This window comes from uncultured Methanospirillum sp., assembly GCF_963668415.2.
GTDB lineage: Archaea > Halobacteriota > Methanomicrobia > Methanomicrobiales > Methanospirillaceae > Methanospirillum.
In genome coordinates this window covers 2,713,705-2,730,864 of the sequence record NZ_CAXXDL010000001.1, presented here as the reverse complement: position 1 = coordinate 2,730,864, position 17,160 = coordinate 2,713,705, and the positions used below count along the sequence as shown (strand labels likewise).

Annotated in this window: 19 protein-coding genes and 1 tRNA gene; 13 read left to right on the top strand and 7 right to left on the bottom strand. The window is 49.2% G+C overall.

Features of this window, described 5'->3' with window-relative positions:
- The first annotated feature begins 82 nt into the window (after positions 1–82).
- Genes ACHZA2_RS12950 through ACHZA2_RS12935 form a run of 4 tightly spaced genes read left to right on the top strand, consistent with a single transcriptional unit; the run spans position 83 to position 3,701 of the window.
- The gene (locus ACHZA2_RS12950; protein WP_319580963.1) at positions 83–1,372 is read left to right on the top strand and encodes a phenylacetate--CoA ligase; all 1,290 of its coding nucleotides are present in this window, start codon (positions 83–85) and stop codon (positions 1,370–1,372) included.
- Positions 1,372–2,673: a phenylacetate--CoA ligase gene (locus ACHZA2_RS12945; protein WP_319580046.1), complete on the top strand. Its 1,302-nt coding sequence runs from the start codon at positions 1,372–1,374 to the stop codon at positions 2,671–2,673. The genes ACHZA2_RS12950 and ACHZA2_RS12945 overlap by 1 nt, the downstream gene beginning before the upstream one ends.
- Positions 2,674–3,108, top strand: coding sequence for an ACT domain-containing protein (locus ACHZA2_RS12940; RefSeq protein ID WP_319580045.1), 435 nt, complete (start codon positions 2,674–2,676; stop codon positions 3,106–3,108).
- Between the two features lie 53 nt (positions 3,109–3,161).
- Positions 3,162–3,701: a DJ-1/PfpI family protein gene (locus ACHZA2_RS12935; RefSeq protein WP_319538422.1), complete on the top strand. Its 540-nt coding sequence runs from the start codon at positions 3,162–3,164 to the stop codon at positions 3,699–3,701.
- 76 nt (positions 3,702–3,777) lie between these two features.
- Here the strand turns inward: ACHZA2_RS12935 and speD are convergent, their stop codons facing one another.
- From speD to ACHZA2_RS12910, 5 genes are all read right to left on the bottom strand, one after another.
- A complete protein-coding gene (gene speD / locus ACHZA2_RS12930; protein WP_319580044.1) occupies positions 3,778–4,218 on the bottom strand; it encodes an S-adenosylmethionine decarboxylase in 441 nt (146 codons plus the stop codon).
- Positions 4,219–4,721: 503 nt separating this feature from the next.
- Entirely contained in the window at positions 4,722–5,321 is a 600-nt protein-coding gene (locus ACHZA2_RS12925; RefSeq protein ID WP_319580043.1) for a DUF5803 family protein, read from the bottom strand.
- Entirely contained in the window at positions 5,276–6,484 is a 1,209-nt protein-coding gene (thrC, locus tag ACHZA2_RS12920) for a threonine synthase (protein ID WP_319580042.1), read from the bottom strand. Before thrC ends, ACHZA2_RS12925 begins: the two co-directional genes overlap by 46 nt.
- A 95-nt stretch (positions 6,485–6,579) precedes the next feature.
- Positions 6,580–7,209, bottom strand: a complete 630-nt coding sequence (locus tag ACHZA2_RS12915; protein ID WP_319538426.1) for a response regulator — start codon at positions 7,207–7,209, stop codon at positions 6,580–6,582.
- Positions 7,209–7,568, bottom strand: coding sequence for a roadblock/LC7 domain-containing protein (locus ACHZA2_RS12910; protein WP_319538427.1), 360 nt, complete (start codon positions 7,566–7,568; stop codon positions 7,209–7,211). The genes ACHZA2_RS12915 and ACHZA2_RS12910 overlap by 1 nt, the downstream gene beginning before the upstream one ends.
- A 270-nt stretch (positions 7,569–7,838) precedes the next feature.
- Here ACHZA2_RS12910 and ACHZA2_RS12905 point away from each other — a divergent pair.
- The 5 genes from ACHZA2_RS12905 (at position 7,839) to ACHZA2_RS12885 (ending at position 11,077) form a co-directional block, all read left to right on the top strand.
- Positions 7,839–7,911: transfer RNA gene (locus ACHZA2_RS12905), tRNA-Pro, on the top strand.
- A gap of 22 nt (positions 7,912–7,933) precedes the next feature.
- On the top strand, positions 7,934–8,791 hold the full coding sequence (locus ACHZA2_RS12900) for an ARMT1-like domain-containing protein (RefSeq protein WP_319580041.1): 858 nt from the start codon (positions 7,934–7,936) through the stop codon (positions 8,789–8,791).
- A gap of 39 nt (positions 8,792–8,830) precedes the next feature.
- The gene (locus tag ACHZA2_RS12895) at positions 8,831–9,289 is read left to right on the top strand and encodes an NfeD family protein (protein WP_319538429.1); all 459 of its coding nucleotides are present in this window, start codon (positions 8,831–8,833) and stop codon (positions 9,287–9,289) included.
- Positions 9,289–10,380, top strand: coding sequence for an SPFH domain-containing protein (locus tag ACHZA2_RS12890; RefSeq protein ID WP_319580040.1), 1,092 nt, complete (start codon positions 9,289–9,291; stop codon positions 10,378–10,380). The genes ACHZA2_RS12895 and ACHZA2_RS12890 overlap by 1 nt, the downstream gene beginning before the upstream one ends.
- A gap of 40 nt (positions 10,381–10,420) precedes the next feature.
- Complete coding sequence (locus ACHZA2_RS12885; protein ID WP_394698574.1) at positions 10,421–11,077, top strand: response regulator; 657 nt, start codon at positions 10,421–10,423, stop codon at positions 11,075–11,077.
- Positions 11,078–11,089: 12 nt separating this feature from the next.
- Here the strand turns inward: ACHZA2_RS12885 and pap are convergent, their stop codons facing one another.
- Positions 11,090–12,595: a polyphosphate:AMP phosphotransferase gene (pap, locus tag ACHZA2_RS12880; protein ID WP_319538432.1), complete on the bottom strand. Its 1,506-nt coding sequence runs from the start codon at positions 12,593–12,595 to the stop codon at positions 11,090–11,092.
- Between the two features lie 97 nt (positions 12,596–12,692).
- On the opposite strand from pap, the gene ACHZA2_RS12875 reads away from it, so the two are divergent.
- The 4 genes from ACHZA2_RS12875 (at position 12,693) to ACHZA2_RS12860 (ending at position 16,308) form a co-directional block, all read left to right on the top strand.
- Positions 12,693–13,421, top strand: coding sequence for a YkgJ family cysteine cluster protein (locus ACHZA2_RS12875; protein ID WP_319580038.1), 729 nt, complete (start codon positions 12,693–12,695; stop codon positions 13,419–13,421).
- 129 nt (positions 13,422–13,550) lie between these two features.
- On the top strand, positions 13,551–14,096 hold the full coding sequence (locus ACHZA2_RS12870) for a tryptophan transporter (protein ID WP_319538434.1): 546 nt from the start codon (positions 13,551–13,553) through the stop codon (positions 14,094–14,096).
- On the top strand, positions 14,093–15,526 hold the full coding sequence (locus ACHZA2_RS12865) for an energy-coupling factor transporter ATPase (protein WP_319580037.1): 1,434 nt from the start codon (positions 14,093–14,095) through the stop codon (positions 15,524–15,526). The genes ACHZA2_RS12870 and ACHZA2_RS12865 overlap by 4 nt, the downstream gene beginning before the upstream one ends.
- Positions 15,523–16,308, top strand: a complete 786-nt coding sequence (locus ACHZA2_RS12860) for an energy-coupling factor transporter transmembrane component T (protein WP_319580036.1) — start codon at positions 15,523–15,525, stop codon at positions 16,306–16,308. The genes ACHZA2_RS12865 and ACHZA2_RS12860 overlap by 4 nt, the downstream gene beginning before the upstream one ends.
- 75 nt (positions 16,309–16,383) lie before the next feature.
- Here ACHZA2_RS12860 and ACHZA2_RS12855 read toward each other — a convergent pair whose 3' ends face one another.
- Positions 16,384–17,109, bottom strand: a complete 726-nt coding sequence (locus tag ACHZA2_RS12855) for a tetratricopeptide repeat protein (protein ID WP_319538437.1) — start codon at positions 17,107–17,109, stop codon at positions 16,384–16,386.
- Positions 17,110–17,160: the final 51 nt, after the last annotated feature.

Here is a 17,160-nt window from a genome sequence, read left to right as displayed (position 1 = left end):
GGGTTATGAGTTTTTGAACATAATAATAGGCCAGATACTCCGGACACCGGGTTGGTGGCGGGTATAATATATGGTGCCTGATATGTTCTGGGACAAAGCAATGGAGACGATCAGTCAGGCCGACCTACAGGACCTTCAGTTAAAACGACTGCGGGAGACAGTAGAACGGTGCGGGCAGATCGGTTTTTTTAAAGATAAATTCAGGGATGCAGGAATAGGACCAGGAAGTATCAGGAGTCTTGAAGATCTGAAGAAACTTCCGTTCACCAGGAAGACAGATCTCAGAGCCGGGTACCCGTTCGGCTTTTTTGCGGTTCCCAGACGTGAGGTTGTCAGGATCCATACAACATCAGGAACTACCGGAAAGCCGACGGTGGTCGGGTATACGAGAGGAGATCTGGATAAGTGGTCAAGCCTGATAGCCCGCAACCTGACGATGGTGGGGCTGACCTCTGACGATGTCTTTCAGAACATGGTCAATTACGGGATGTTCACCGGCGGGCTCGGGTTTCATTACGGCTCAGAGAAGATCGGAATGACCACCATTCCCAGTGCCACAGGGAACACCAGACGGCAGATCGAGATGATCCAGGACTTCGGGGTTACTGCCATCCACTGCACCCCAAGTTATGCCCTTCACCTTGCCGAGGCGGCAGAGGAGATGAGTGCAGATATTTCAGGGCTGAAAGTAGGGATGTTCGGTGCAGAACCCTGGTCAGATGCGATGAGGCAGGACCTTGAGAAAAAACTCGGGGTTGAAGCGTTTGACAGCTACGGAATGAGTGAACTGTATGGTCCGGGTGTTGCTTTTGAGTGCAGGGAGCATAACGGCCTGCACATCTGGCACGACAGTTACCTGGTCGAGATCATCGATCCAAAGACCGGTGAAAATCTGGGTCCCGGAGAGAGGGGAGAACTTGTTGTAACTCCTCTTGTCAAAGAGGCTATGCCTCTTGTCAGGTACCGGACCGGAGACATCACCATGCTTCTTGATGATGAATGTCCATGTGGTCGTGGTCCGAAACTTGCCAGGTTTACCGGCCGGAGTGATGATATGCTGGTCATCAGGGGGATCAACGTCTTCCCAAGCCAGATTGAGCATGTGCTCCTGGAGATACCTGAGATAGGTAATCATTACATGGTATATGTGAACCGGGTAAACCATATGGATGAGATGACGATCGATGTGGAAGTAGCACCAGGATATTTCAGGGGTGAACTTGCTGATCTCAAGAATCTGCAGAACCGGGTGGTAAAGACTCTGAGAGATGTTCTCGAGATCAGGACAACAGTCAGACTTGTTGAGCCCGGAACACTTCCCAGGTTTGAAGGAAAGGCGAAACGTGTGATTGATCAACGGGAGGCACTCTGATGCACTGCTGGGATCCGAGAATCGAGGAGATGCCACTTGAAGACCTCAAAAGACTCCAGTTCAAACTTCTCAAGACACTCGTCTACCGGGTGTACAGTTTCTCTCCTTTCTACCAGAACCGGATGAAGGAAGCAGGTGTCCACCCTGATGACATCTCATCACTTGAAGACATCAGAAAACTTCCGTTCATGGAGAAGAAGGACCTCAGGGACAACTATCCTGATGGTCTGATCGTCAGTGACAAGGAAGAACTGGTCAGGTACCACGTCTCTTCAGGCACAACCGGCAAACCGACTGTTGTCGGATATACTCAGAAGGACATCAACAACTGGGCCGAGTCAGTTGCACGTGGTCTTGCCTCAGCCGGAATAGGCAGGGGAGATGTGATGCAGATCAGTTACGGATACGGACTCTTCACCGGAGGACTCGGGGCTCATTACGGGGCAGAACGTGTCGGTGCAACCGTTCTCCCGACATCGGTTGGTAACACCGAACGTCAGGTGGAACTGATGCGGGATCTGCGGGTGACCGCCATTGCCTGTACTCCATCCTACCTGATCCATATCGGTGAGGTCGCTGAGAAGATGGGCATCTCAATAAAGAATGATACTCTGCTCAGAAAGGCTGTCGTTGGTGCAGAGCCCTGGACCGAACAGATGCGGATCAGGATCAGGGACTGTATCGGTGTCGAAGCATACGATATTTACGGAACCAGCGAACTATCTGGCCCCTTGTTCAGCGAATGCATACAACAGCAGGGTGCACATCTCTGGGGGGACCTGATCTATCCTGAAATTCTTGACCCTGATACCCACGAGCCACTTTCTCCAGGTCAGAGGGGTGAACTCGTAGTGACCATGCTTCAGAAGGAGGGATTACCAATCATCAGATACAGGACCGGGGATATCGCAGCACTCAATTATGAACCCTGTGCATGCGGGAGAACTTCTCCACGGCTTGAGCGGCTCACCGGCCGGGTAGATGACATGCTGATCATCAGAGGAATTAATGTCTTCCCCTCCCAGATAGAACATACTCTGCTTGGAATCCCAGAGATCGGCGAGCAGTTCATGATCGAGGTAGACCGATCCGGAGCCCTTGATGATATGCTTGTCAAAGTGGAGATTGCGGGGGATTCATTCTCTGACAAGATAACTGATCTGATGAAGGTCAGATCAAAAGTTGAGCGGGCCCTTCATAATGCACTTAATGTTGCAGTGAAGGTGGAACTGGTGGAGGCAGGTTCACTGCCGAGATTTGAAGGTAAGGCTAAGAGAGTTATTGACAGGAGGAAGTTGTGAATGAACTGTGAAAAATACATCATCAGGCAGATCTCGCTCTTCTCTGAGAACAAACCAGGCAGGCTTGCTGCAATGGCAAAGGTGTGCCAGGAAGAGGAAATAAATATTCTTGCATTCTCGATAGCCGAGGCAGATGGGTTTGGTGTCATCAGGGCACTCGTGGACAAGCCTGACCTCGCTCACAAGAAACTAACCGAGTTAGGATTCAACGTGGCCTTCACCCATGTAATCGGGGTCGAGATGAAGGATGTACCCGGAGGTCTCTATCAGATAGCCTCCAGACTCGCAGATGCGAAGATCAACATCGAGTATTCATACGCATATTCAGGTAAAGATCGGGCTGTCCTGATTCTGCGTGTCGATCAGGTGGAAGAAGCGATCCGCCTGCTTCTGGAGAATCAGTTCACCATCATTGCTTCTTCAACGATCCACTAATTTTTTCCCAGATACCTTATTACCGTTCATCTCCCATTGCAGATCTGATAGAGATGACAGGTCAAAAGAAGGTCCTCATTGTAATTGCACCCCGGAATTTCAGGGATGAAGAACTAACCGAACCGATCAACTACCTGGAGCGAGCAGGTATCTCCTATGATGTGATCTCAACCAGTCGTGGACTGGCTGTCGGAATGATGGGAGGAAAGATGCTCATTGAACACACGATAAGCGATATCAATGAGGGCGATATCGGCCAGTATTCTGGGATCATCATCATAGGTGGTGGAGGCACTCCCGAATATCTCTGGAACAACCGCTCACTTCTCAATCTCGTCCAAAAATTTGACAAACAGGAGAGCATTGTAAGTGCGATCTGTCTTGCCCCGGCTGTCCTGGGACAAGCAGGAGTTCTGAAAGATAAGAAGGCAACTGTCTGGAATGATGATCAGGCTATTGATGAGATCAGGAAGGGTGGAGGAATCTTCACAAGCAGCCCGGTAGTCGTTGACGGACGGATAATCACCGGGAGCGGGCCGACAGCAGCTGCAGCATTTGGCGAAAAGGTTGCTGGTGCAGTAAACAACCTGTAACTGATGGCAACTTCCGGTACCAATCTGCCATCAAGGTGGCATCTTTTTTGAATCTAAAAAAGAAGGGGAGGTGATATTAGTTGCGGAACGAGATGTGAACATCCATGGAGTCTGCACCGAAGAATTCACGGCAGAAGTCTGCTGTGAGTTGGGGTGCATACTCCTTGCAGGAGAATATATCAATATATGCGGTGTTCGTCTCGTTTGCAAAGTGAGCGGTGATACATGAGGTCTCTATGAGTTGTGTCATAGAGAATCCAGCCACGCGCTCACAGGGTCCAAAGTTGATGATCTGAGGTTCACCAAACCGATTCATCTTGATCAGGTCACAGAGTTCAACTACGAACTCACGGATCTTACCTGCATCGCGGATGCTTTCAGGGTTGCAGTTTCTCAGATCCACACTCATGTAAAGACCCCATGCATTGCGGGTCTTAAACTCTTCCATAGTCTCCTGATCGGACTTTGGAGGGACGGTTGCCACTCCTTCTCTGGTCGGAACAAGTACGTCTATCATGGTTGTGTCTCCTGTATACTGTATCACGTGTATCCCTCAGCATTTAAGATTTATGCAGTACAAAACATGCCGAATCGAGAATCAGCAATTTATGGCCGTCAAATTTAAATTTAAGCCAGTTTTGAGCGAAGCAATCTAAAAATCTCGATTTTGCCTTAAAATAAAAAAAAAAGGCAGATCTGCAATTTTGAATTCGATGCAAAATCGAGAGAATCAAAATCATGCGGTTTTTGACAGAGGCGCGGCACCAGAGAGAGTTTTGCAGAGCCCAAGTAAAGAATTGGCAAATTAATCCCATAATTATTGAAAATAAAGCAAAATTTGCCAGATTAAATCAAGGAAAAAATACGAAAAATCTGCCGTATTTTCAGATGAGTTATCCGGACCACAAAACAAGGGGAGATGAAGAGATAGTATGATGGTGAGATGGAGGAGGTGCCGCACATTACCCAAAGGTCAACGGGTATTTTTGCGGCACCCCATAAGCAGAGAAACCTAGGGGATCAGCCCTGACCCCGTGAGAAGAGAAACGGAAGAAGAAGCATCACAGCAATGATGAGCCAGAACTGAGTAAATATCCCAAGCAGATTCTCCTGGTTGGCATCATAAAACCTGATATCAAAATATCTTGCCTTATCCCAGGTGACAATGGTCTGGTTCATACTACGGTTCACATGCGATCCGCTCGGCTGAATGGAGGTCAGGAGTGGGTTGTCCACTTTGTATCGATCAGGAAGGAGGATTGAGAGCGAGCCAGGTTCAGGGAGCTGACTCTGGAATGTGTTTCCAGAGATCTGACCGTCATAGGTGATCGAATAATTCCCGGAAGGGAACCTGATCCCACCACGTTCCTCTGTGAAAGTAGTGTTTACGCCATTCTGAAAGAGAGTGATATTAGTCACTTTGAGCGGGACCTGTTCACCAAGTGCTCCGCTCTGCATGAACTCATACTTATCCGTGGCATTTACTGTAGCCACCGCATGGTACCTGGTCCCGTCATCATCAACCTGATATGTGACATTCAGAGCTGACACCGGGAGAGCCAGGAGTACCAGGATCAGAGCTGCAGTGCAGCTAGTAATGATTCGAGTGTTGCTTCGCATTCGATTGGAGGGGCACACTGTTTAATCACCGTTTCAGGGTCCTTGAGGAGATGACCGGTGACCACACAGACCACCTGCTCATCCCGGTCGATAACCCCTGACTCGACCAGTTTCTTTACACCTGCTACTGATGCAGCTGATGCAGGCTCCACACCGATACCCTCCTTGCGTGCGAGGTCACACTGCATGGCGAGAATCTCATCATCGGTGACCGAATCTGCAGTTCCACCGCTTCCCCGGATCGCGGTGAGAACCTTTTCAGCATTTACCGGAGCACCGATCCTGATAGCAGTTGCAACAGTTTCAGGGTTTTCATCAGGGATCACTTCAGGAAGACCTTCGCGGATAGCTCTGACCACTGGCTGGGATCCTGCTGCCTGGATACCAGTCATCATCGGCATCTTGTCAACAAAACCCAATGCCTTCAGTTCCAGAATCCCTTTATAGACTGCAGATATGTTTCCAGCATTCCCAACAGGGAGAACCATCCGGTCAGGTACCTTCCCGTCAAGCTGATCGATCACTTCAAACCCGATCGTCTTCTGGCCTTCAAGACGATACGGATTTATCGAGTTGAGCAGATAGATTCCCTTGCTTTCACAGAGGTCGCGAACCATCTCAAGAGCACGATCAAAGTTCCCTTTGATCGAGATGACCCGCGCCCCATGCATAAGAGCCTGGGCAACCTTTCCGAGGGCCACCTTTCCGACTGGCAGCAGTACAATGGTTGGAATTCCTGCTTTTGCCCCATAAACTGCGAGTGATGCTGAGGTATTGCCAGTGCTGGCGCAGGCAACCGAGCTCATGCCAAGCTGAAGAGCCATGGAGACACCGACTGTCATACCCCTGTCCTTAAAAGAGCCTGAAGGATTCATCCCCTCATGTTTGGCATAAAGTTCCTTCATTCCAAGCTCTTCACCAATACGTTTCAGATGGTACAGCGGGGTCCCCCCTTCATACAGGGTGACAGGCTCGCGTTTCACCGGGAGAAGTTCACGATACCGCCATACAGAAAGGGGACGGGAGAGCCAGTCCCTGCGGGTGATATTGATGGATGCGAGATCATACCTGACCTCAAGAAGATGACCGCATTTCCTACAGGAATATAGAACTGTGTCAGCGGGATATGATTCTCCACATCTGACACATACGAGATCAAACATGGTTCATGAGGTTAGTGCTTGATCTACTTCATATTGTAGGGAGAACCTGACACTGTCACCAGAAATATCCCGGACAGATGACTGGAAAAAGAGGGTCAGGCAGGTTTACCTGAGAACTGCTCTCTGATCTGCGAGACACGCATCTCCTGAAACTTCAGGTTTGTCTCCATACTCCTGATTGCAATATTTATATCATCTGATAATTTCATTGAAGGATCCGAGAGATCATACGTTGCAGAAAGAAGCTTGAGAAGACGCTTGGTAATCTCGACACTTTTGACCAGACGGCCATATTCGTTGATGAGTGCATCTTCGAATCCACCATCCTTTGCCTTGCTCATATCGTCCAGAATCTGCTGCCTTCTGCTGATGACTCCCTCAATCGCAGAATACAGTTCGGAATGGGTGACAGGTTTGAGAATGTAATCCTCAATATACATCCCGTACTCCTGTGCCTCCTGGGGGGTGAGTTGTTTGGCCGTGAGCATCATGACGGGGATATCCTTGGTTGAAAAATTCTGCTTGATCGCAACGAGGGTTTCCCATCCGTCCATAGGCTCCATCATGATATCCAGAAGGATGAGATCAGGCGTTACACTCTTAAGCAGTTCAATCCCTTCAGGACCACTGTTGGCAGAATAAACAGTATATCCACCCCGCTCAAGCATTGTCACAAAGATATCCACGATGAACGGACTGTCATCAATAACCATTATAGTGGCCATCAGAAACTCCCCCCAACATCCTCTGCGATCTCCCGCAGAGTTGCAGTAACTGTTGCCATATCTGCCGACGGGTCGATCAGAGTAGTGAGCAGGATCTTGTCGCCCGCTCCCATGATGATCAGAGTACCGTCCGACGACTGAATCGTGACCATCTCCGGAGACTGGACTTTAATGATAACTGCCGCAGACTCTGCCGAGGCGAGGAGAGTTGCGCACATTGCCGCAAACCATGCCTCATTGAAGTCACCTGCGGCATGCTTACCCAGCATTATCCCATCCCGCGAGACGAGTGCACAAAGCCGTACCCCCCCTACCTTCGTGATATCCTCGATGATACCGGCTATCTTCTCCTTGAGCATGTCTGGGCCCCGTATTATGCAGTAACTACGGTATAATCTCCGACGTAGATATATAATATTTTGTCTTTTTTTCCTCTTCAGGAAGTCGTGCTGGGTTAGAGGCAGGGATCGTGATGAAATTTCATCATAGATGAATGAAGAGTTTGTCGTATATGGTGTGAATAGGATTATCAGACCAGATTAAACTCCCTGCTTTGAAATACCATATCGATCAGCACAGAATAAAACGGGTAAGTACATATGCCAGATGTGAGAAAGTAGTATGGACTCGGGGCCATAGGGTAGCCTGGCATCCTAGGAGACTGGGGGTCTTCTGACTCGAGTTCGAATCTCGATGGCCCCATACTCTCTTTTAAGGTGTTCACATGCATCATGATGATCGCTGTTTTGACTGTTTGTTATCCCGGGTACGGCTTGAAGCAGAACTCGTAGATCTTCCATCTGAAAAGTTTGAGCCACTCATGGAGCACGCAACCAAACTCCTTGGCTTCCTCCAGGAGACTCCATATACCCATCCGGTGGTCGCAAGCCTGCTTCATCGGTCCGTGTACTATCAGTTAGGAACAACCGATCCCTTTCTCAGGCTCAAAGAGCAGTCAAACATAGAAGCGACAAAGGCACTTGATCTTGTTAGAAAGCACCTGGCCGATTTCAGAAGTCTGGTCACAGCCGCAGTCATTGGTAACATCTTTGATTATGGTGTAAGGGGACACACCATCAGCGAAGATTTTGTTGCATTCTTCAGGGATGAGTTTGCATCAGGGCTGGCTATCGATGACACTGACAGGATCCTCCCATTGGCCGGGCGCGTTGTGTACCTTACAGACAACTGCGGTGAACTTGTATTTGACAGGCTGCTCATTGAATACCTGAAGAAGCAGGGATCGTATGTCACCGTGGTAGTGCGGGACGCTCCTATTCTCAATGACGCAACAATGACCGAAGCAAAGGATATCGGACTTGGTGTGATCGCTGATCATGTTTACACCAACGGGGCAGGAGCAGAGATCGGAATAAGGTTTGACCTGCTTCCGGCTCACGTGCAGAAGGAACTTGATACCTGCACTCTTATCATTTCAAAGGGAATGGCAAACTATGAGAGCCTGCGGGAAGAAACGGGCCTCCCCCCGACAGCATACCTGTTGGCAGCCAAGTGCGAACCCATTGCTGAAGAACTCGGTGTTCACAGGGGTGCCAAACTCGCGATGCTCAGATCCCGTTAGGTCATCATCTTTTTGATTCCAGGAGTCAGAATACTCCATATGGCCGTTGAGGGATTGTCATATGGATGGCTTGTAATTCTTGCAGGCACATTTCTTATCGCTCTTGAAGTATTCTCTCCAGGATTCTTCCTGTTAGTACCCGGGACGGTCCTTATCATCATCGGGATACTGCTTCTGCTCGGCATAGATATCTTCAGCACAAACATCGGCATTCTCGTCGGAGTTGGCATCGCAATTGCAGCAGCTCTTGCCACAGTTTTTGCATATAGCAGAATGACCCCCGCTGGTCAGAAACCCTATACCATCAGCATGGACTCACTCATCGGAAAAGAAGGGGTGCTTACAAAGGCAGCTGATGAGCAGTCACTTGATGGAAAGGCAACCATCGAGGGGCAGGTATGGAGTGCAAAAACTGAGACGGGCACTATTTCGGAAGGAGCAAGGATAAGAGTTATCTCCTCGAAGGGTGTGCATATTGTTGTTGAGGAGATTGTGTAATGGCATTTATTGAGACGTTTATCACCATTGTTCTGATCATCATCATCCTGATCATCTTCGCACGGGGAGTGGTTATTATCCAGCCGTACGAACAGGGACTCCAGATCAGGCTGGGACAATATATCGGAAGGATGAACCAGGGGTTCCGCTGGGTGGTCCCATTCATAACACAGGTTGTCAAGTTGGATCTCAGGACACTGGTTATCGACATCCCGTCACAGGAGGTCATCACCAAAGATAACTCTCCAACCAATGTGGACGCGATCGTCTACATACGGGTTATCGATCCCGAAAAGGCATTCTTTGAGGTTGCAAATTACCGGATGGCAACTGTGGCACTTGCCCAGACATCCCTGCGTGGTATCATCGGTGACATGGAGCTCGATGAGGTCCTCTACAACCGTGAATCAATAAACACCCGGCTCAGGGATATCCTGGATCGAGAGACTGATCAGTGGGGTGTGAAGGTTGAGCGGGTTGAGATCAAAGAAGTTGACCCGGTCGGTGCAGTCAAGCAGGCAATGACAGAGCAGACTGCCGCCGAGAGGGAACGCCGTGCAGCAATTCTCAGAGCTGACGGAGAGAAGAGGTCTGCTATCCTGAAGGCTGAAGGACTGAAGAAGAGTATGATCCTTGAGGCAGAAGGAGAGCGGCAGAGTAAGATCCTGAAGGCTGATGGTGAGAGGATGTCCCAGATCCTGAGGTCTCAGGGTGAAGCACAAGGTTTGAGAGTTCTCTCAATCGGTGCACGTTCTCTGGATAAGCGGGCCATCACCGTCCTTTCCCTGGACGCATTAAAGACGATGTCAGTTGGTCAGGCAACCAAGATCATCTTCCCGTTCGAGATCTCAAGCCTGATCCGACAGGGTGCCAAGTTCCTGGGTGCTACTGAAGAGATGGATGAGAGCGAATCCGCGTCTGTGAATCTGGATGAAAGCCTTCTTGGAGACATCCCCTCTGCTGAATATATTGCCGAAGTAGTAAAGTCAATCGAAGACGAGACAAAGGCTATCATGAAGGAAGGTCAGGCACCAGAAATTGAGATCAGTGATAAAGATGTGACTGTCGAGAAAAAACTGATATCAGAATGACTCACACTACATCATACCATCTACACCGGACTGCAGGGGGATGACTTCCGGTGCTGAAGAGAGGAGGGTTATGTCTACCGGTCTGAAAGTCCTGTATATTGATGACGAAGCACTGCTGAAGATGGCGTTTGTTGAGACGCTGAAGCAACAGGGATATGATGCACGTGGAGCAATATCAGGGAAGGAAGCATTAGAACTGATAGATGCTGACATCCCGGATATCATCATCCTCGATGTGATGATGAAACCGATGGACGGATGGGAGACACTCTCCCATATCAAGAACAAGGAGGCAACCAGGAATGTTCCCATCATCATGCAGACCGGAAAAAGCCTCACCATCAAGGATGTCATCAGGTACGGGGACCAGATCGAAGATTATCTTATAAAACCAGTACGCCTCCCCGATCTCGTGAAGTCGGTGGAAGGAGTAAGGGATCGCAAAGAGATGATAAGTAAGGAAGTGGATCAGGCAACTGCACGAGGTGGAGATGCTGATCTCATCGCCGAGTACGCACAGGTACGACACAGGACACTCATCGGTAAGCGCCTGATCACAATATTGGGACGAATTTATCCGATAAAAACCGATGGCACCATTGAAACCGATTTTGATATGCCCGAACTGCATGAAATAATCAACCGGTTTGAAGCGGAGAGCAAAAGGTGTCAGGACCTGCATAAGATCCTGTTCTGAACGGTTCAGAGATCAGAGTGCCCCATTCTCATCTATCTTCTTTTCTATCGCTTCGATAACTGTTCTGATGGTCATGATCCGTGCGAAATACTTGTTGTTCGCGGGAATGATGGTCCACGGAGCCTCGGGCGTGCTCGTCTTGCGGATCATGGTATTAACCGCAAGTTCATACTCATCCCACTTCTTTCGGTTCCGCCAGTCTTCATCGGTTATCTTATACCGTTTGTACTCACTGTTTTCACGTTCAGTAAACCGTTTTAACTGCTCGTCCTGATCGATATGGAGCCAAAACTTAACGATCACAACCCCGTTTCTCGCCAGTTGCTCTTCCATGGCGTTGATCTCATGATATGCCCGCTGCCATTCATCCTCGTGGCAGAACTTCTCCACCCGCTCCACGAGAACCCTGCCATACCATGAACGATCAAATATGGTGATGTGACCTTTGCGGGGGAATTTCGGGTAAAATCTCCAGAGATAATGATGCAGTTTCTCATAGTCATTCGGTGCCCCGATAGGCTCCACAACATACCCTCGTGGGTTGAGGGGGTTGGTGAGCCGGATGATGCATCCCCCTTTCCCTGCCGCATCCCACCCCTCAAAGACGATGACAACGGGAACACCCTGCCGGTAGGTCGCAAATTGTATCTTTTTGAGATCCTCCTGAAGTTGCTCCATGAGCGGTTTATACTCGTCCTTGGTGTAGGACTTCGTGAGGTCAACAGTATCAAGGATGCAGGTTTCACCGATGTTCTTCATCACTCCCTGAACTGCAAAAAACTGGGAACTTTCAGTTGACACTTCATCAAGACTTGCCAGCCAACCCTCTATCATGGAGTTTATCGTTCTGAGAACTTTCACATGAGCATACTTGATCTGTTCAGCCTCGACGATCACCCAGGGACTTGCTGGAAGATCAGTCTTCATCAGCATCTTCTCGATAACCGGAAGATACTGCCCATACTGATAAAAACCCTCTATTCTCCGGAGATACCGGGCCTGATATGTAAAGGGATCATCCTCCAGATCTGACAGACGTTTCTTCTGTTCCTGCTTACTGATGTGAAGAAAGAACTTGATGATGAGGTTACCATCACCGGCAATCTGCTCTTCAAACCCAATGATGTCAGAGATGCTATCAGAAGGTATTTCATCCGTCCGTGACCGCTCAAACTGCTCAATGAGCATTGAGGTATACCAGCTCCTGTCAAAAATTGCGATCTGCCCGTATGGAGGAACCTTTGTCCAGAATCGCCACATCAGGGAGTGGTCCCGCTCTACATCATTAGGTTCGTCAGTTGCGTATACACGGACACCACGGGGATCAAATGCGTGCAATATTTTATTGATCACCTGTGAGATCCCTGATCCCCTCCACCCTTCAAAGACAATAATTACCGACTTCCCACGTTTACGAACCTCACGCTGCAGTTCACCGGTTCCGATGCTGAGGGGATCTGCGATTGATGAGTATTCGTCTTTGGGAATTTTTATTGAGAGATCAAAAGTCTCGAGCATGTATCTCTCTTCTGCAGCCATTACAGTTATACATTGGGGACCAAGAGGCGGTACTATCGCCAGAGATAAGCCTGTGTATCACACATCTGAATGAGAAATGACAGATCCTTTCCTGAACAGGGAACTGGCACGGTTTACAGAAGAACTCAAACTCCTGTCTGATTTCCCTGAAGAGGAACTTGTCAGGATAATCAAAGAAGTTGGTTTTTCCTGTACAGGATGCGGGGGGTGCTGTACTGCCGGACAGAACGGGCATGTCTTCCTGCTGGACCATGATACCAGGCGGGCAAAGGAGATATGTCCTGATACGATCATCCCCGCACCTTTTTTTGAGGTCTGCGACAAGAATGGAAATTTTTATGTGTCAGGGTATGCCCTCCGTACCAACCCAGACGGATCCTGTGTTCACCTTATTGAGAGACGGTGCCAAATCTACAACGATCGATTCTCGATATGCAGGGTTTATCCCTATATGCTCCACCGCGAACCTGATGAAAAGGGCAGACTGTCATTCAGGCAGATCAGCGGTCTGAATGAACATGGCGAGTATAATACCCTGATCAGTGAGAAAGAAAGCGTCAGCCTGGCTCAGGAGACCAGATCATACGAAGAGGGATGGCTCATACAGATGATCGGGTTCTACAGATCATTGATCGATCTTTTTGATAGAACTGGGGAGAAGAATGTCAGAAAGATATATGATCAGCAGATGAGGGCATTTCTCAAAGGGGAGCCTGTGAGAGTTTTTGTCTTCTACGAGGACGAGTTTACTCCTCATACCATCAGAATCCAGGACTACAGAGGAATTATTCAGGTACAGATGTGAGAACCTATAAATGCAGAAATGGACAACTAAATACATAGATGTATCTTGTTGTCGAGAGAAGTGCCACCTAACACCAGCCTTGTTCACACATCAGAATCCATCCGATCAAATTATTATTGAGTGAAAAATATGAAGTCACAGGATATTGCTATTGTTGGAATTCTCCTCGCTGTGGGAGCGATCGCACGTCTGATTGCAACCGCACTCGTGCCCTCCCCAATTGTACCGAACTTTGTGATCATCTTTTACTGTCTTGCGATCATGCTCATTGCCCCCAGATTTAAAGAGGCTCTCGGGATAGGAATCGTCGGAGGTATCATCAGTGCATTGATCAGCCACTCGCTCTTTCCCCCTGCAAACCTGATCAGCGAACCGCTCGGAGCAATCGTCTGTCTCGGAGTATTCCTCGCAACCAGAGAGAGGATCAAGTTTGCACCTGCATTAGCAACCCTGATTGCAACGGTGGTAAGTGGTCTGACATTTGTTGCGATCGTTATGGTGCTTGTGATGGTTGCTCCAGGAATGTTGTATAAGGCTTTCACTGCAACAAGCCTGTATGCATTCTTCAGCCTGATGATGTTCACCATCGTCCTCCCGACATCCATCCTCAATACGGTGGTCGCCCAAATCCTCTACCTTCCAGCAGCACGTGTCCTTTCCCGGGGAAGGGCATGATACTGGGAACAAACTTGAGTTACACATATCCCTTGAGCACGAAGCCGGCGCTGGAGGAGGTTACCCTCTCCATCAGTGCCGGAGAACTGATCCTCATCACCGGCCCCACGGCAGCTGGAAAGACGACCCTCTGTCTTGCTCTTGCCGGAATTCTGCAACATGAGTTTGGTGGGATACTCACTGGACATCTCTCTTTTCAAGGCCACCCCATTGCAGAGTATGAGGGGATGAGTCAACTCAACCAGTACATCAGCATGGTATTTGATGACGCTGATGCCCAGCTCATCTTTACCAGTGTAGAGGAGGAAATAGCATCAGGCCTCGAGACACGGCTTGCAACGGTGGCAGAAAGGCGGGCACGGATTGATCAGGTGATGGAGCTCTGTGAGATATCGCATCTTCGTGAACGCCCACCATATGCACTCTCTGGTGGGCAGAAACAGCGTGTCGCTATCGCAGCGGCTCTGGCCATGGACACAAGTGTGCTGATCCTTGACGAACCCACATCAGAACTTGACGTCCGTGCCACCGGAAAAATTATCGAGGTCCTCAAGGGTCTGAAGGCAGAAGGAAAAACAGTCATTGTCGTCGACCACTCTCTCGAAGGGTACCGGGGGGTGGCAGACAGGGTCATTGAGCTGAGCCATGGACGAATATCCAGGCAGGGAACCTTTGATGAACTCTTTCCTCATACTCAAGGATCACTAAAGGCACTGTACGAAGACCCGGATCTCTCCCCGTATTCACCACAGGGAACTGATCCCATCATCAGGCTTGAGGATGTGCACCACAGATACGGGGAGATTGCTGCCCTCAACGGAGTCAGCATCTCCATCTACCCGGGTGAGTTTGTCGCCCTGCTTGGCGAGAACGGATCAGGAAAGACCACACTTGTCAAACATCTGAATGGTCTCCTCAGGCCAGATTCAGGTACAATCAGAGTGCTTGATCTTGATGCCACTACTGAACCGGTGATGACCCTTGTGCGTCATACAGGTCTTGTGTTTCAGAACCCTGACACCATGCTCTTTGCCGATACTGTGGAAGAAGAGATCCGCTTCGGGCTGAATAATATCAAGACACCGGATCCAGACAATCGCATCAGGGATGTTCTCACGATGGTGAGACTGGATGGGCAGGAGCAGACATATCCCCGTCATCTCTCACGGGGAGAGAGGCAGCGTCTGGCAGTCTCATGTATCCTTGCCATGGAACCTGAGATCATAATCCTTGATGAACCGACAACCGGTCTTGACGAGGTTGAATCAGACAGGATGATGGCACTCATGAAGTCACTCCAGCAGCAGGGGCACACCATCATCATGGTCACTCACAACATGCGAATTGCAGAAGAGAATGCTGAACGGATTATTGTGATGGAGAGCGGAAGAGTCAGCGGTGACTATGCAATCCAGAGGGTGAAGGCATGACCGAGATTCTCCAGTACATTCCTGGTAGCGGGGTACTTCACCGGCTCAATCCAGTGACAAAACTGATCATCGTCCTCCTTATCGTTGGGATGAGTGTACTCACCCCGAGTGCTCTCTTTCTTGCCGGCCTGATCCTGGTCATTGCCATAGGTGCATCAATATCAGGAATGCACCGCGAGATCACCAAGCAGATCCCGTTCCTCATCCTGCTCGGAATATTTCTCCTCATCGTCACAACACTGACCGTGCAGGAAGGGGAGACATACTTTACCCTTATTCCGGCATCAATTCCGGTGATCGGGGGGATGCTGCCGGTCACGGAGGGCGGACTGGGTCTTGGACTCCTCTTCACATGCCGCTTCATCGTGATGATCCTTTCATTCCATCTCTTCATCGTCACAACAAAGCCCAGCGAACTGGTTACCGCACTTCTCGCATTTCACATGCCTGTGGATTACATTCTGATGTTCCTGATAGCACTCAGGTTCATCCCAAGCCTTCAGCTTGAAGCGACACGAATACATGAGGCACAACTCTCCCGGGGATACAACCCAGGAACAGGAGCAATAGGGAAGGTAAAGAGCCTGCGACCCATCATAATTCCACTGGTTGCAAACTCCCTCGCCAAAACCCAGGTTCTTGGACTAACTCTTGATCTACGTGGATACCGGAGCAAGAAGACCCTGCCCTTTCACGATCTCGAATTCCATAGAATCGACGGGATGGCACTGATATTCATAGGTGTCGTGGTCATCGCGTACTTTGTTTATCACTTTGGATAAACTTTGAACAAGATAATCAGGGCACTTCTTTTTTGCCTAAAAAAGTAATCGGGTGAGTTGGAAAGTCCTAAATGTTTAATTTGATTTAATGAGGCTCTTGGCTATCGAGAATGCCTCATTCGCCTCGTTGATCTGACCGAGAGCCAGGTGAATCTCTCCTTTTTTGCTCCAGATCTCAGCATTATTCGGTTCGATGCTGGTCATCATCTCATAACATTTGAGCACTTCAACGAACCTTCCCATTTTTGTCAGTGAGTAAGCCTTGTTCTGCCAGAGATCCAGCCGCTTTGGATCGATCTCGATGGCTTTATCAAATGCCTGAAGTGCATTCTCATAATCTTCAAGCCGGTTCAGCGCAAATCCCCGGAGCAGGTACGCGTTCTCTGCCTTGTCGGAGGGGGTCTTTGCCAGTTCAATCGCACGGTCAGCAGCCTTGACAGCCTGGCGGTACTCATTGGTATCGATATATGTTGCTGCCTTGCCTTGCCAGGCACCGCTCTCGTTCGGATTGATACTGAGTGCCTGCTCAAAATCCTGCATCGCAGTATCATAACTTCCCATGTGTTCAAGGGCTACTCCACGGTAGGTAAAAACCTTTGAATTTCTGGCATCAAGTTGTAATGACTGATTATACGCATCAACAGCGCTTTTATACAGCCCTTCATTTGCATACTGGTTCCCTTTTTCTAGCCAGTCATCCGCAGACCACTGTGTTCCAACACAGCCGGAGAGCAGAACAGAGATGATGAGGAGCAGTATAACCAGAGGGATAAGAACTTGTACTATTTCCCGCGAAGACACCTGATATCACCTGTGACATGCCAAAGGGCACGAGTGATGAACAGGTTTGAT